The sequence below is a fragment of the Micromonospora sp. NPDC085948 genome (assembly GCF_040686315.1).
In the GTDB taxonomy this organism is placed as follows: domain Bacteria; phylum Actinomycetota; class Actinomycetes; order Mycobacteriales; family Micromonosporaceae; genus Micromonospora.
Window position 1 is genome coordinate 46,352 of record NZ_JBFBJW010000008.1, and the last position, 13,350, is coordinate 59,701.

Annotated in this window: 15 protein-coding genes; 9 read left to right on the forward strand and 6 right to left on the reverse strand. The window is 70.0% G+C overall.

What is annotated here, in order from left to right:
- Window positions 1-113 precede the first annotated feature (113 nt).
- Window positions 114-482: an iron-sulfur cluster insertion protein ErpA gene (erpA, locus tag AB0O48_RS21165; protein ID WP_357245104.1), complete on the forward strand. Its 369-nt coding sequence runs from the start codon at window positions 114-116 to the stop codon at window positions 480-482.
- Between the two features lie 182 nt (window positions 483-664).
- Window positions 665-1,645, forward strand: a complete 981-nt coding sequence (locus AB0O48_RS21170; RefSeq protein WP_357245106.1) for a carbohydrate kinase family protein — start codon at window positions 665-667, stop codon at window positions 1,643-1,645.
- A gap of 106 nt (window positions 1,646-1,751) precedes the next feature.
- Here AB0O48_RS21170 and AB0O48_RS21175 read toward each other — a convergent pair whose 3' ends face one another.
- Together AB0O48_RS21175 and AB0O48_RS21180 are read right to left on the reverse strand one after the other, a co-directional pair.
- Window positions 1,752-1,985, reverse strand: coding sequence for a sulfurtransferase TusA family protein (locus AB0O48_RS21175; protein ID WP_357245108.1), 234 nt, complete (start codon window positions 1,983-1,985; stop codon window positions 1,752-1,754).
- The gene (locus tag AB0O48_RS21180) at window positions 1,982-3,133 is read right to left on the reverse strand and encodes an aminotransferase class V-fold PLP-dependent enzyme (RefSeq protein ID WP_357571453.1); all 1,152 of its coding nucleotides are present in this window, start codon (window positions 3,131-3,133) and stop codon (window positions 1,982-1,984) included. The genes AB0O48_RS21175 and AB0O48_RS21180 overlap by 4 nt, the downstream gene beginning before the upstream one ends.
- 291 nt (window positions 3,134-3,424) lie before the next feature.
- Here AB0O48_RS21180 and coxB point away from each other — a divergent pair, with 291 nt between their 5' ends.
- Window positions 3,425-4,396, forward strand: coding sequence for a cytochrome c oxidase subunit II (gene coxB, locus AB0O48_RS21185; RefSeq protein ID WP_357245111.1), 972 nt, complete (start codon window positions 3,425-3,427; stop codon window positions 4,394-4,396).
- A gap of 9 nt (window positions 4,397-4,405) precedes the next feature.
- The gene (locus AB0O48_RS21190; RefSeq protein ID WP_357245113.1) at window positions 4,406-4,831 is read left to right on the forward strand and encodes a cytochrome c oxidase subunit 4; all 426 of its coding nucleotides are present in this window, start codon (window positions 4,406-4,408) and stop codon (window positions 4,829-4,831) included.
- Window positions 4,832-5,035: 204 nt separating this feature from the next.
- Here the strand turns inward: AB0O48_RS21190 and AB0O48_RS21195 are convergent, their stop codons facing one another.
- From AB0O48_RS21195 to AB0O48_RS21210, 4 genes are all read right to left on the reverse strand, one after another.
- Window positions 5,036-5,242, reverse strand: coding sequence for a hypothetical protein (locus tag AB0O48_RS21195; protein ID WP_357245115.1), 207 nt, complete (start codon window positions 5,240-5,242; stop codon window positions 5,036-5,038).
- A 210-nt stretch (window positions 5,243-5,452) separates the two neighbouring features.
- Window positions 5,453-6,514: an anthranilate phosphoribosyltransferase gene (trpD, locus tag AB0O48_RS21200; RefSeq protein WP_357245117.1), complete on the reverse strand. Its 1,062-nt coding sequence runs from the start codon at window positions 6,512-6,514 to the stop codon at window positions 5,453-5,455.
- Window positions 6,515-6,604: 90 nt separating this feature from the next.
- A complete protein-coding gene (locus AB0O48_RS21205) occupies window positions 6,605-7,000 on the reverse strand; it encodes a hypothetical protein (protein WP_145779657.1) in 396 nt (131 codons plus the stop codon).
- Window positions 7,001-7,108: 108 nt separating this feature from the next.
- Complete coding sequence (locus AB0O48_RS21210) at window positions 7,109-8,038, reverse strand: cytochrome c oxidase assembly protein (protein WP_357245208.1); 930 nt, start codon at window positions 8,036-8,038, stop codon at window positions 7,109-7,111.
- Window positions 8,039-8,137: 99 nt separating this feature from the next.
- On the opposite strand from AB0O48_RS21210, the gene AB0O48_RS21215 reads away from it, so the two are divergent.
- The 5 genes from AB0O48_RS21215 (at window position 8,138) to AB0O48_RS21235 (ending at window position 13,310) form a co-directional block, all read left to right on the forward strand.
- The gene (locus AB0O48_RS21215; RefSeq protein ID WP_357245119.1) at window positions 8,138-8,737 is read left to right on the forward strand and encodes a heme-copper oxidase subunit III; all 600 of its coding nucleotides are present in this window, start codon (window positions 8,138-8,140) and stop codon (window positions 8,735-8,737) included.
- Window positions 8,738-8,807: 70 nt separating this feature from the next.
- Window positions 8,808-9,647: a cytochrome c gene (locus tag AB0O48_RS21220; protein ID WP_357245121.1), complete on the forward strand. Its 840-nt coding sequence runs from the start codon at window positions 8,808-8,810 to the stop codon at window positions 9,645-9,647.
- 64 nt (window positions 9,648-9,711) lie between these two features.
- Entirely contained in the window at window positions 9,712-10,800 is a 1,089-nt protein-coding gene (locus tag AB0O48_RS21225; protein ID WP_365067787.1) for a Rieske 2Fe-2S domain-containing protein, read from the forward strand.
- Window positions 10,797-12,428, forward strand: a complete 1,632-nt coding sequence (locus AB0O48_RS21230) for a cytochrome b N-terminal domain-containing protein (RefSeq protein ID WP_357245125.1) — start codon at window positions 10,797-10,799, stop codon at window positions 12,426-12,428. The genes AB0O48_RS21225 and AB0O48_RS21230 overlap by 4 nt, the downstream gene beginning before the upstream one ends.
- A 195-nt stretch (window positions 12,429-12,623) precedes the next feature.
- Window positions 12,624-13,310, forward strand: a complete 687-nt coding sequence (locus AB0O48_RS21235) for a DUF4142 domain-containing protein (protein WP_357245127.1) — start codon at window positions 12,624-12,626, stop codon at window positions 13,308-13,310.
- The last annotated feature ends 40 nt before the right edge of the window (window positions 13,311-13,350 follow it).

The window sequence follows — 13,350 nt, forward strand, 5'->3', positions numbered from 1 at the left end:
TGGGTCCGGCCGAGGCGGCGTAGGATCGGAAGCGGACCACAACCGGGAATGACTGGACGGCGCACGGCGTTGGCCAGTGCGTCCGGACCCACACCGCGCAGGGAGACTTCCACGTGACCACGCCAGCGCAGACCGAGTCGACCGAGGCCAAGGCCCCTACTTCCGTCGTCCTCACCGACGTCGCAGCGCAGAAGGTCAAGGCCCTGATCGAGCAGGAGGGCCGCGACGACCTGCGGCTCCGCGTCGCCGTGCAGCCGGGCGGCTGCTCCGGCCTGCGGTACCAGCTCTTCTTCGACGAGCGTTCGCTCGACGGTGATGTCGTCACCGACTTCGACGGTGTCGGGGTCGTCGTCGACCGGATGAGCGCCCCGTACCTGTCCGGCGCGACGATCGACTTCGCCGACCGGATCGACGCCCAGGGCTTCACCATCGACAACCCCAACGCGGGCAACTCGTGCGCCTGCGGTGACTCGTTCAACTGAGTCACACCACACAGCAGCACTGGCGGGGCCGTCCTTCGGGGCGGCCCCGCCGCGTGCTGGCCGGGAGCGGTCCCGGAGCTGGTGACGACCGGTCACCGATGTCCGACCGACGGGACGCGGACGCCGCCGGATGGCCGGGCCGGTAGGCTGACCGCGCCCTGCTCCCGACCCCGAGGGTTGACATGAAGATCGCCGTGACCGGCTCGATCGCCACCGATCACCTGATGAGCTTCCCCGGTCGCTTCGCCGACCAGCTGATCGCCGATCAGCTGCACAAGGTGTCGCTCTCCTTCCTGGTGGACGATCTGGTGCTCCGTCGCGGCGGAGTGGCCGCGAACATCTCCTTCGGCATGGGCCAGCTGGGCCTGCGCCCGGTGCTGCTCGGCGCGGTGGGCGCGGACTTCGCCGATTACCGCTCCTGGCTGGAGCGCCACGGCGTCGACTGCGACTCCGTGCACGTCAGCGAGGTGGCGCACACCTCCCGCTTCGTCTGCACCACCGACACCGACATGTGCCAGATCGCGTCGTTCTACGCAGGTGCGATGAGCGAGGCCCGCAACATCGAGCTCGCTCCGGTCGCCGACCGGGTCGGCGGACTGGACCTGGTGCTGGTCGGTGCCAACGACCCCGAGGCGATGCTGCGGCACTCGGCCGAGTGCCGCACCCGCGGGTACGCGTTCGCCGCCGACCCGTCGCAGCAGCTCGCCCGGATGCCCGGCGAGGACGTCGTGGCGCTCATCGAAGGCGCCGACTACCTGATGACCAACGACTACGAGAAGTCGCTGTTGCAGAGCAAGGCGAAGCTGAGCGACGACCAACTGCTGGACCTGGTCAAGGTCCGGGTCACCACGCTGGGCAAGCACGGTGTGGAGATCGCCGGGCGGGGCATCGACCCGATCCACGTACCGATCGCGCGGGAGATCCGGGCGGTCGACCCGACCGGGGTGGGCGACGGCTTCCGGGCCGGGTTCTTCACCGCGCTGTCCTGGGGGGTCGGGCTGGAGCGGGCCGCCCAGGTCGGCTCGCTGCTGGCCACGCTCGTCCTGGAGACCGTCGGGACCCAGGAGTACGACGTCCGCCGCGACCTGTTCGTCAAGCGCCTGGCCGAGTCCTACGGCGACGAGGCAGCAGAAGAGGTCCGCCCCCACCTGCTCCCGGCCTGACCCAACCCCCCACCCTCGCCGATCTTGCACTTTGTGTCGCCGGATCGCGACTTCTGCGCCCTTTGTCGGGGCAGAAAGTGCAAGATCGCGGGGGCGGACGGGTGCGTCAGTGGAGGCGGCGGACGTCGTAGGCCGGGCCTTCGGGGCCGTTGACGGCTCCCAGATACTCGTGGCCGCGCATCCGGCACCAGGCGGGAATGTCGACCGCCGCCGCCGGGTCGTCCGCGAGCACCCGGACCACCGTGCGCACCGGCACCTGCGGCAACCGTCGGGCCGCCGCGATCACGGGCAGCGGGCACCGCTGTCCCCGACAGTCGATCACCTCGTCCGGCATCGTCACAGCCCCACCACCCCCGCCTCGGCGCGCAACTCGGCGACGATCCCGGGCAACTCGCCGAGGAACCGTTCGACGTCCGCGTCGGTCGTCTCCCGATGCAGGCTGACGCGCACGTTGCCGTGCGAGAGCACCCCCATCGCCTCCAGCACGTGCGACGGCCGCAACGTGGACGACGTGCACGACGAACCGGACGACACGGCGAAGCCCCGCCGGTCCAGCGCGTGCAGCAGCGCCTCACCGTCGACGTAGAGGCACGAGAAGGTGACCAGGTGGGGGAGTCGGAGCACCGGGTCGCCGACCACCTCCACGTCGGGCACCTCCACCGCCACCCGCGCCCGGATCCGATCCACGAGCGCGGCCAGCCGGGTCGCCTCGGCCGCCGCGTCCGCCGCCGCCGCGCGCAGGCTCGCCGCCGCCGCCACCACCGCCGGCAGGTTCACCACCCCGGGGGTACGACCACCCTCCCGCTCGTCGGCCGGCCAGGGTGACTCCCAGCGGGTGCCCTTGCGCACCGCCAACAGCCCCACCCCGGGAGGGCCGCCCCACTTGTGGGCGCTCGCGCTGAGCACCGACCAGCCGGCCGGCAGGGGCACCCGGCCGACCGACTGCGCGGCGTCCACGTAGAGCGGCACCCCCACCTCGGCGCAGGCGGCAGCCGCCTCGGTGACCGGTTGCACGGTCCCCACCTCGTGACTGGCAGTGATCAGCGCGGCCAGCGCGACTCCGGGCGCGCGAACGGCGGCCGACCACGCTGCCAGGTCCAACCGGCCCAACCGGTCGACCGGCACGCCGGTCGCGGTCCCGCCCGCCGCCACGTGTCGCTCCGCCGCGTGCAACACCGCCGAATGCTCGATCGCGGAGTGCACGAGCGTCGACCCGACCCGGTGCCGGGCCGCCAGGCCGCCGAGCACCGCGCCGTGGGCCGCGGTCGTACCGCTGGGGGTGAAGGACACCTCGTCCGGGCGGACGCCGAGCGTCAGCGCGGTGGCCTCGCGGGCGGCGTCGAGCAGTTGTCGTGCCCGGCGGGCCTGGGCGTAGAGCTTGCCCGGGTCGGCCCAGCCGTCGTCGAAGGCCGCCAGCAGCGCCTGCCGCGCGACCGGATGCATCGGCGCGGCGGTCGCCGCGTCCAGGTAGACCGGGGATGCGCTCACAGATCCGCCTCTTGTTCGCGACTGCGGGGCTCGCAACCCCGGCTCACTCCTCGCGCTCACAGATCCGCCGTTTGTTCGCGACTGCGGGGCTCGCAAACCCGGCTCACTCCTCGCGCTCACAGATCGACACGGTATCGCGGCGGTATGCCCATCATCCCCCCAATGGGGGGTGGACAGTGACCCCACCACGGCCGAGCCCGTCATGGTCGAGTAATCTGCGACCGTCGGTGACGCCTTTGCCGCCGGTGCTGAGGAAAGACGCACCGCGGCGCGCTAGGGAGGCAGGACCAGGTGGTCGCAAGGAGTTCGGAGGTACGGCCGTCGGCCGTACGGCACAGCGCTTCGCCAGGGGTCGGTGGACGCCGGGGGCGTGGTGCTGGTCGGTTGGCCGGGCTCGGTCTCAGTGGCGTGGCGCTGCTGATCCTGCTCACGGGCTGTGATGTGGGCCAGGCGTTTGACGGCTTCGGTTGGCCGCAGGGCGGCATCTCGCCGGAGTCCAAGCGGATGTACGACCTGTGGATCGCCTCCTGCATCGCCGCGCTCGCGGTCGGCGTCTTCGTGTGGGGCCTGATCTTCTGGTGCGTCGTGCGCTACCGCAAGCGTGGCAACGCGCTGCCGGTGCAGACCCGCTACAACCTGCCGATGGAGTTCCTCTACACCATCGCGCCGATCCTGATCGTCTCCGTGCTCTTCTACTACACGGCGATCGTGCAGACCGACGTCGACAAGTTGTCGAAGAACCCGGACGTCACGGTCGAGGTCGTCGCCTTCAAGTGGAACTGGCAGTTCAACTACCGCGACGGCCAGGGCACGGAAGCCCGCACCACCGCGTCGACGCTCGGCACCAGCGAGGTCATCCCGGTGCTGGTGCTCCCGACCGGCCGGTCCATCCGCTTCGAGGAGACCAGCCGCGACGTCATCCACTCGTTCTGGGTGCCGGAGTTGCTGTTCAAGCGGGACGTCATGCCGGGCAAGATCCGCAACGTGTTCGAGGTGTCCAGCCTGGACGCCGAGGGCGCCTACGTCGGACGCTGCGCCGAACTGTGCGGCAGCTACCACGCGTTCATGAACTTCGAACTGCGGGTGGTCTCGCCGGAGAAGTACGACCAGTTCCTGGCTGCCAAGCAGAGCGGCAAGTCGACCCAGGACGCGCTGACCCAGATCGGTGAGCAGCCGTACGCGGAGACCACGCAGCCGTTCGACACCCGGCGGACGCAGGACAACTTCAACCCGGACAAAGTTCCGGCCCGCACGGGAAGCTGAGGCAGCCGCATGAAGACCGAGTGGCGTATCTTCCTGATCATCGCCGGGTTCCTCTTCGGTGCCACCATCCTCTACGGCGCCTGGACCAACGGTGCGTCCGGTGGCATCGAGTGGGTGGGCACCGTGGCCCTGCTGCTGTCGTTCCTGCTCTGCTCGATGTGCGGCGGCTTCTTCTGGTTCGTCTCCCGCCGCATCGACCTGCGGCCCGAGGACCGACCGGACGCCGAGATCGCTGACGGCGCCGGTGAGGTCGGCTTCTTCAGCCCGGGCAGCTACTGGCCGTTCGGTCTGGCGCTGGCCGCCGCGATCGCCGCGCTCGGCATGGTGTTCTGGCAGTTCTGGCTGATCGGTGCCGGTCTGTTGGCGGTCATCTTCTCCGCCTGCGGGTTGCTGTTCGAGTACTACAGCGGCACCCGGCGCACCGCCGAGCACTGATCCACCCGGTCGCCGTCGCGACCGACCCGTACGCCACGAAGGCCCGCCTCCCACGGGGAGCGCGGGCCTTCGTCGTGGGGGTGCTCGTCGTGGCGCCTTGGTCGTGGCGTTCGCCGGGCGGTGCCCAGGTGCGTGCGGTCTGGGTGCTGCGGCGCGGGTGCGGGGCGGTGCCGGTGGTGTGGTGCCGGTGCTGGGTGGTGAGTGTCAGGCGGCGTGGCGGTGGGTGGGCTGGTGGCGTCGGCGCTCAGCCAGCCGGGTGACCGGAAAGGTGAACGTGGCGATCACCACGGCGACGCCGCAGCCGGTGCAGATCAGCTCGGGACAGTCGGTGTCGTGGCCGTCGACGCAGGGCGGCATCTCGAACGGCGTCACGTCCTGGCAGACATCGCAGTAGAGCTCGCGGTGCGACACGGGTGTCTCCTTCTCACTCCAGGTGAACCACCCCCGGATGCGACAACGACGCACAACGGAAGCGGAGAAGTACTCGCCTGTAGTTTTCCACCCGGGTCCGACAAATCTCCGCCGGGTGCCGCCCGGGAGGCCAACGCAGGCTCGCCGCTGCCGCATGATCAACTCGAAATCATTGCGGTCGGGGTGTCCAGGGCTGCCGGACAGCACCGGTCAGACGGGCGCCGGCCCGAGGGCGGCGGCGGTCTTGATCCAGCGGTCCAGGGTCGCGGCGGCCGCGCCGGAGTCGATCGACTCGGCCGCGCGGCTCATGCCCGCTCGAAGCGCCTCGGTCAGGTCGCCGTCGAGCGGACCCTGGGTGGCCAGCGCCGCGGCGGCGTTGACCAGCACCGCGTCCCGGACCGGACCCGTCTCACCGGCCAGCAGGCGACGGGCCACACCGGCGTTGTACGCGGCGTCACCGCCCCGCAGGTCCTGCAGGGTGGACCGGGGTACCCCCAGGTCCGTCGCGTCCAGCACGGCCTCGCGTACGGCGCCGTCCTGGGCCACCCAGACGCGGGTCGGTGCGGCCGTCGTGAACTCGTCCAGGCCGTCCTCGCCGCGCATCACGATCACCGAGTCGCCGCGGGCGGCGAAGACACTCGCCATCACCGGGGCCATCCGGGCGTCGAAGCAGCCGACCGCGCCGGCACGGGGGCGGGCCGGGTTGGTCAGCGGGCCGAGGAAGTTGAAGAAGGTGGGCACTCCCACCTCACGGCGGACCGGGCCGGCATGCCGCATGCCGGGGTGGTGTCGGGCCGCGAAGCAGAACCCGATGCCCGCCTCCTCGACGCAGCGGGCCACCTGTTCGGGGCCGAGATCCAGCGGGATGCCGAGGAACTCCAGCAGGTCGGCCGTGCCGCAGAGGGAGGAGGCGGCCCGGTTGCCGTGCTTCACCACGCGTACGCCCGTGCCCGCGACCACGAGCGCGGTCATCGTGGAGATGTTGACCGTGTGGGCGAGGTCACCGCCGGTGCCGACGACGTCGAGCGCGGTGCGGCGCACCTCCTCAGGAAGCACCACCGGCACGGCGCGACCCAACATCGCCTCGACGAGACCGGCCAGCTCAGCCGGGGTCTCACCCTTGGCCCGCAGCGCGATGGCGAAGCCCGCGATCCGCGCCGCGCTCGCCGAACCGGTCATGATCTCGTCCATCGCCCACGCGGTGTCGGCGGTGGACAGCTCCTCGCCGTGCAGCAGCGAGCTGAGCAGGTGCGGCCAGGTCCGATCGCCCATGGCGGGCCTCCCGAGCGTGCGAAGTGCGGGTGGGCTGGAACGGGCGCCGGCGGATCCGGCGCCGCGACGGTGCCGGACAGCTGGGAGACGTCAGGCGGGTGCGTGCGTCCGCAGCAGCTCGGCCACCGTACCGCCGGTGGTCACCGGGTCGAGCGGGTGCACGAGCGTGGCGTCGACCTCGGCGTACGCGGCGAGCCATCGGTCGGCGGCGCGGGCGATCACCAGGCAGGTCGGAGGAGCGTCGTCCCGGTCGTCCTTGATCTGGCGGGCGATGCCGATGCCGCCACCCGGGCTCGCCTCACCGTCGAGCAGCAGCAGGTCGATCTCGTAGTCGTCGACCAGCCGGATGGTCTCGGCGTAGGTCGACGCGTCGACGAACTCGATCTGCAGACCGGGCGCGGGCCGGGTGCCGACGGCCATCCGCATCCGATCACGGACCTGCGGGTCGTCGCTGTAGAGCAGGACGGTGCAAAGACGATCGCTCATGCCGGCACTCCGCTTCCAACCTCGTAGCTGCCCGCCGATCGTACCGGTCGACGTGACGTAGCCGACATCCCGCCCGGCGGCACCCGTCGGGCGTACCGTCCGGGCAGCTCAGGCGGGCGCGGCGTCGGCGGCGCGCTCGCGGGCCTCCTGGCGGTCCAGCTCGCGGTCGACCCGGCGGGCCTCCCGTTCGGACTGCTTGACCCACTGCACCACCAGCACCGCGAGCATGGTCACACTGACGAACTCACCACCGGCCCAGAGGATGCCGCCGGCGACCACCTGGTCCGCCTTGGGGTCGGACCAGCTCAGGTTGAGCGACGGGTACCAGTCGCCGCCGAAGAGCGTGGTGCTCTGCATGATGGTGAGGCCGAGCACCGTGTGGAACGGCACCGACAGCAGCATCAGGAGCGCACGCGCCGGGTACGGCCAGCGGCCGGGCAGCGGGTCGAGGCCGAGCAGCGGCCAGAAGAACACGCAGCCGGTCATGATGAAGTGCGCGTGCACCAGCTCGTGCGCCCAGGCGTGTTCGAGGGTGAAGCGGTACAGATCACTGAAGTACAACACGAACGGGTTGACCACGAAGATGGCGAACGCCACCAGCGGGAAGCTGTAGACCCGGGCGACGCGGCTGTGCACGATCGCCAGCAGGCGCTTGCGCGGCCCGACCGGCAGGGTGCGCAGGGCCAGGGTCATCGGCGCACCCAGCGCCAGGAAGATCGGCGCCACCATGGACAGCACCATGTGCTGGATCATGTGCACGGACAGCAGCGCGGTGTCGTAGGCGTGCAGCCCGCTGACCGTGACCAGCGCGATGCCGCCCAGCCCGGGGCCGAGGAAGAACACGGTACGGGCGACCGGCCAGCGGTCGCCCCGCAGGCGCAGCCGGTACACCCCGTAGAGGTACAGGCCGGCGGCGAGCACCAGGCCGAGGGCCAGCCAGCTGTCCAGCCGGGTCTCGGTCAGCACCGCGCCGACGGTGAACGGCGGCGGGGCCGAGGTGGCGGCTAAGATCGAATCGACGTGCAGCACGCTTTTCAGGCTAGGCCAGGCGAACCGGACCCCGTCGGTCGGGCCACGGAAGGCGCAGGTTTGCCACCCCGCTGATGGGCGGCCCCGGTCAGGGGCAATAATGACGGCGTGACTGCGGCCCCAGCCATTGACAAGAGCCGGATCCACTCTCTGACCCGACCGAACATGGTCAGCGTCGGGACGATCGTGTGGCTCTCCAGTGAACTCATGTTCTTCGCGGCGTTGTTCGCGATGTACTTCTCGATCCGCGCAGCTGCGCCGGAGCAGTGGGAGAAGCACACCGAGGCGCTGAACATCCCGTACGCGACCACCTTCACGGTGATCCTGGTGCTGTCCTCCGTGACCTGCCAGCTCGGCGTCTTCGCGGCGGAGAAGGGCGACGTGCACGCGCTGCGGCGCTGGTTCACCGTCACCTTCGTGATGGGCCTGATCTTCGTGCTCGGCCAGCTGAACGAGTACCGGCACCTGGTCGAGGACGGCATCAAGATCAACGGAGACGGGTACGGGTCGGTGTTCTACCTGACCACCGGCTTCCACGGCCTGCACGTGACCGGCGGTCTGATCGCCTTCATCATCTTCATGGTCCGTACGACCATGGGCCGGTTCACTCCGGCGCAGGCGACCTCGGCGATCGTCGTGTCGTACTACTGGCACTTCGTCGACGTCGTGTGGATCGGCCTGTACGGCATGATCTACTGGCTTCAGTGATCTTGCGCGTCACGTTCCGTGCTGCTGCTCCGTCCCCTGAGACAGGTCCAACCGGTTAAGGACACCGCTCATGACTTCTGACAACGACCGCCGACGCGGTCTGCTCGCGCGGTTGCGTGAGCGGCCCGCCGCGCGCAGCAGGGGCCGCCGCCGGCTGGGCGCCGCGGTCCGGCTGATCGCCGCGCTGATGCTCGCCGGCGGCGCCTACACCGTCTTCGCTCCCGGTGCCCAGGCGCAGGACAATCCGCAGCTGACCGGCGCCGCCGCCGAGGGCAAGGCGCTGTTCGACGTGAGCTGTGTGACCTGCCACGGCCGTAACGCCCAGGGCGTGGAGGGTCGCGGCCCGAGCCTGATCGGCGTCGGCGCGGCCTCGGTCGAGTTCCAGGTCAGCTCCGGGCGGATGCCGCTGGCCCGCCAGGAGGCCCAGGCGCACCGCAAGCCCCCGGTCTTCACCCCGGATCAGGTCACCCAGCTCGGCCAGTACATCCAGGAGCTCGGCGGCGGTCCGGTCGTGCCGGGCACCGAGGAGAACCTCCACGAGAACGGCAACGTCGCCGCCGGTGGCGAACTGTTCCGGATCAACTGCTCCCAGTGCCACGCCTTCGGCGGCGGCGGCGGTGCGCTCTCCTCGGGCAAGTTCGCCCCGAGCCTGCACCCGGCGACCGACCGGCAGATCTACGCGGCGATGCTGAGCGGCCCGCAGAACATGCCGGTGTTCGGTGACAACCAGATCACTCCGGAGCAGAAGGCGAACATCATCGCCTACATCCAGGAGACGCTGAAGCACGACCAGGACCCGGGCGGTTTCAACCTCGGGCGGTACGGCCCCTCCACCGAGGGTCTGGCGATCTTCCTGATCGGCATCGTGGCGCTCGTCTTCGCCAGCCTGTGGATTGCGGGCAAGTCGTGACCGAGCGGATCATCCGATTCAGTGCTGTGGCGCCGCTCGGCGCCACCCGTAGCGAGGTGACGGCATGAGCACCCACACCGAGCACCAGGCCCCGCAGGGCCAGGAGCCGCTCGACGTGAACGACCCCAAGCTGACCCGTTTCGACGTCGTTCGCGAGGGCGCGCGTCGGGACGACATCGAGATCGTCCACTACGAGCCGCAGGTGCTGCCGGGCACCAAGGCGGAACGTCGGCTGACCCGCGTGGTCGCCGGGTTCTTCCTGATCACCGGCCTGGCCGCGACCGCTTTCCTGGCCATCTACATCTGGTGGCCGTGGCAGTACGAGGCGGGCCGTGGCGGCGACAAGTGGTACACGCCGCTGCTGGGCGCCACCCTCGGCATCGCTCTGCTCGCCGTCGGCTTCGGCATCCTGACCTGGGGCAAGAAGTTGCTGCCCAAGGAGGTCTCGATCCAGGACCGGCACGAGGGGCAGGTGGACTCCGAAGGCCGCACCATCACCGGCCAGACCATGCTCTACATGGCCGACGAGTTGGGTGTGAAGCGTCGTCCACTGCTCGGCATCTCGTTGCTGGCCGGCCTCGCGCCGGTCGCCGCGGTCGCGGCGGCGCCGCTGGTCGGTGGACTGATCTCCCAGCCACACAAGAAGAACCAGATGTTCACCACCGGGTTCGCCTCGGCCGACGGCGGCGAGCCGATCCGCCTGGTGCGCGAGGACGGCCGGCCGGTGCGCCCGGCAGACGTCAGCGTCGGTGGCCAGGTGACGGTCTTCCCCGGCATCGAGCACGGGGTGAGCAACACCCACGCCGACTCCCCGACGCTGCTGATCCACCTCCGGGACTCCGACGCGCAGGAGTCGCGTCAGGCCAACGAGAGGATCGGCCACGGCGACTACATGTGGGGCAACTACGCGGCCTTCTCCAAGATCTGCACGCACGCCGGCTGCCCGGCCAGCCTCTACGAGCAGCAGACCAACCGGCTGCTCTGCCCGTGCCACCAGTCCCAGTTCCTGATCACCAACAACGCCAAGCCGGTCTTCGGCCCTGCCAGCCGGCGGCTGCCGCAGCTGCCGATCGAGGTGGACGCCGAGGGTTTCTTCGTGGCGAAGTCCGACTACACTGAGACCGTCGGGCCTGATTTCTGGGAGCGGCCATGAAGCGTCGAAAGTTCGACCTGGCGGCGACGCCGGGCAAGGCTGCGGTGGGAGTGGACGACCGCTTCCAGGTGGCCACCCCGCTGCGCAAGCTGCTGAACAAGGTCTTCCCGGACCACTGGTCCTTCCTGCTCGGCGAGATCGCGCTGTTCTCGTTCATCGTGCTGCTGCTGACCGGTGTGTTCCTCACCTTCTTCTACGAGCCGGCGATGACCGAGGTGGTCTACAACGGCAGCTACGCGCCGTTGCAGGGCACGCCGATGTCCGCCGCGTACGCCTCCAGCCTGGACCTGTCGTTCGACGTCCGCGGTGGTCTGGTGATGCGGCAGATGCACCACTGGGCGGCGCTGCTGTTCATGGCCGCGATCGTCGTGCACATGCTGCGGGTCTTCTTCACCGGCGCCTTCCGCAAGCCGCGCGAGACCAACTGGATCATCGGTTCGCTGCTGTTCTGGGTCGGCTTCCTGGCCGGCTTCACCGGCTACTCGCTGCCGGACGACGGCCTGTCCGGCACCGGTCTGCGGATCGCCTCGGCGATCATGCTGTCCATCCCGGTGATCGGCACCTGGGTCACCTCGTCGATCTTCGGTGGCGAGTTCCCGGGCACGATCATCATCAGCCGGTTCTTCATCGCCCACGTGCTGCTCATCCCGGGTCTGCTGCTGGCGCTGATCAGCGTCCACCTCGGCTTGGTCTTCAAGCAGAAGCACACCCAGTGGCCCGGCCCCGGCCGGACCAACAACAACGTGGTCGGCGAGCGGATGTTCCCGCGGTACGCGCTGAAGCAGGGCGGCTTCTTCATGGTCGTCTTCGGCGTCATCGCGCTGATGGGCGGTCTGTTCCAGATCAACCCGATCTGGTTGTTCGGCCCGTACGAGGCGTGGGTGGTCTCCGCCGCCAGCCAGCCCGACTGGTACGTCATGTTCCTCGACGGCTCGACCCGACTCATGCCGGCCTGGGAGATCAACATCCCGCTCGGCGACGGGTACGTGATTCCGCCGCTGTTCTGGCCGACTGTCGTGCTGCCCGGCATCCTGGTGGGCCTGTCGACGATGTACCCGTTCCTGGAAGCTCGACAGCTCAAGGACCGCAAGAACCACAACCTGCTCCAGCGTCCCCGGGACGCTCCGGCGCGGACCGCGGTCGGCGCCATGGCCGTCTCGTTCTACGTCGTGCTGACGCTCTCCGGCGGCAACGACGTGATCGCCGACAAGTTCCAGATCAGCTTGAACGCGATGACCTGGGCCGGCCGGATCGGTCTGCTGGTGGTTCCGCCGCTGGCGTACTACGTGACGTACCGGCTCTGCCTGGGCCTGCAGCAGCACGACCGGGAGGTGCTGGCGCACGGCGTGGAGACCGGCATCATCCGGCGCATGCCGGACGGTCGGTTCGTCGAGGTGCACCAGCCGCTCAGCGCGTCGAACGGGCACGCGGACGGCCACGGCGAGCTGGAGTACGTCGGCTGGGTCGTGCCGAAGAAGATGAACCGGCTCGGGGCACTCGGCCCGGCCATCCGGGGCTTCTTCTACCCGATCGAGAAGCCGGTCGAGGCGCCGGTCTCGCCGGGGCACCCGCCGGTCGAGCCCCGACCGGAACGCGAGGAGATCGCCAGCGGCGACAGCCGCCGCTGACCGCCCAGACGCACCGTCACGGGGCGCCCGCCGGATTCCGGCGGGCGCCCCGTCGTATCCGTACCCCCCCCCGCCCATCCGACCAGGAGTCGGACGGCCCTGATCGGACCGGTCGACCCCGCGCGACGGGCGATCGCAGGAATAACCCCGGTGAGCCGGGTATCCGTGCGGTCCAACGTCTCAAGGGGGGGAAGCATGTTGGGTATCAAACGCCTCGGCCTGTTGGCCGCGCTGGTACTTGTCGGTGTCGCGCCGGCTGCGGCCGCGCAGGCCGCGGCACAGCCGTCGACGCAGGACACCCAGTACCTGCAGGCGGTACACCAGGTCAACCTGTTCGAGATCACCGCCGGTGACCTGGCCCAGCAGAAGGGTCAGGACCAGGGGGTCAAGGACCTGGGCGCGATGCTGAAGACCGACCACACCCAGCTGGACCAGACGGTGCAGCAGACCGCGTCCCAGCTCGGGGTGGACCTGCCGAACGAGCCCAGTGCCGATCAGCAGGCGGTCATCGACAAGCTGAACAACGCCAGCGGGGCGGAGTTCGACCGGCTCTGGGTGACAAGTGAGCTGGCCGGCCACGTCCAGGCCATCCAGGCCACCCAGACGGAGATCTCGCAGGGCTCCGAGCAGTCGGTGGTCCAGTTGGCCCAGACGGCCCTGCCGACGCTGCAGGCGCACTATGACGAGCTGGTGCAGCTCGCCAACAAGCTGGGCATCCCGGTTCCGCAGACCAGCGCCAGCGGTACACCCAGCCCGGGTGGCACTGGCACCGAGTCCCCGGCTCCGGGTGGCACCGGCACCGAGTCCCCGGCTCCGGGTGGCGGCAGCACCGAGGCCCCGGCTCCGGGCACCACCGAAACGCCGGCTCCCAGCGTGAGCTGACGTAGCGACAGCAGACGGCCGGTCCACCCCTGCGGGTGGA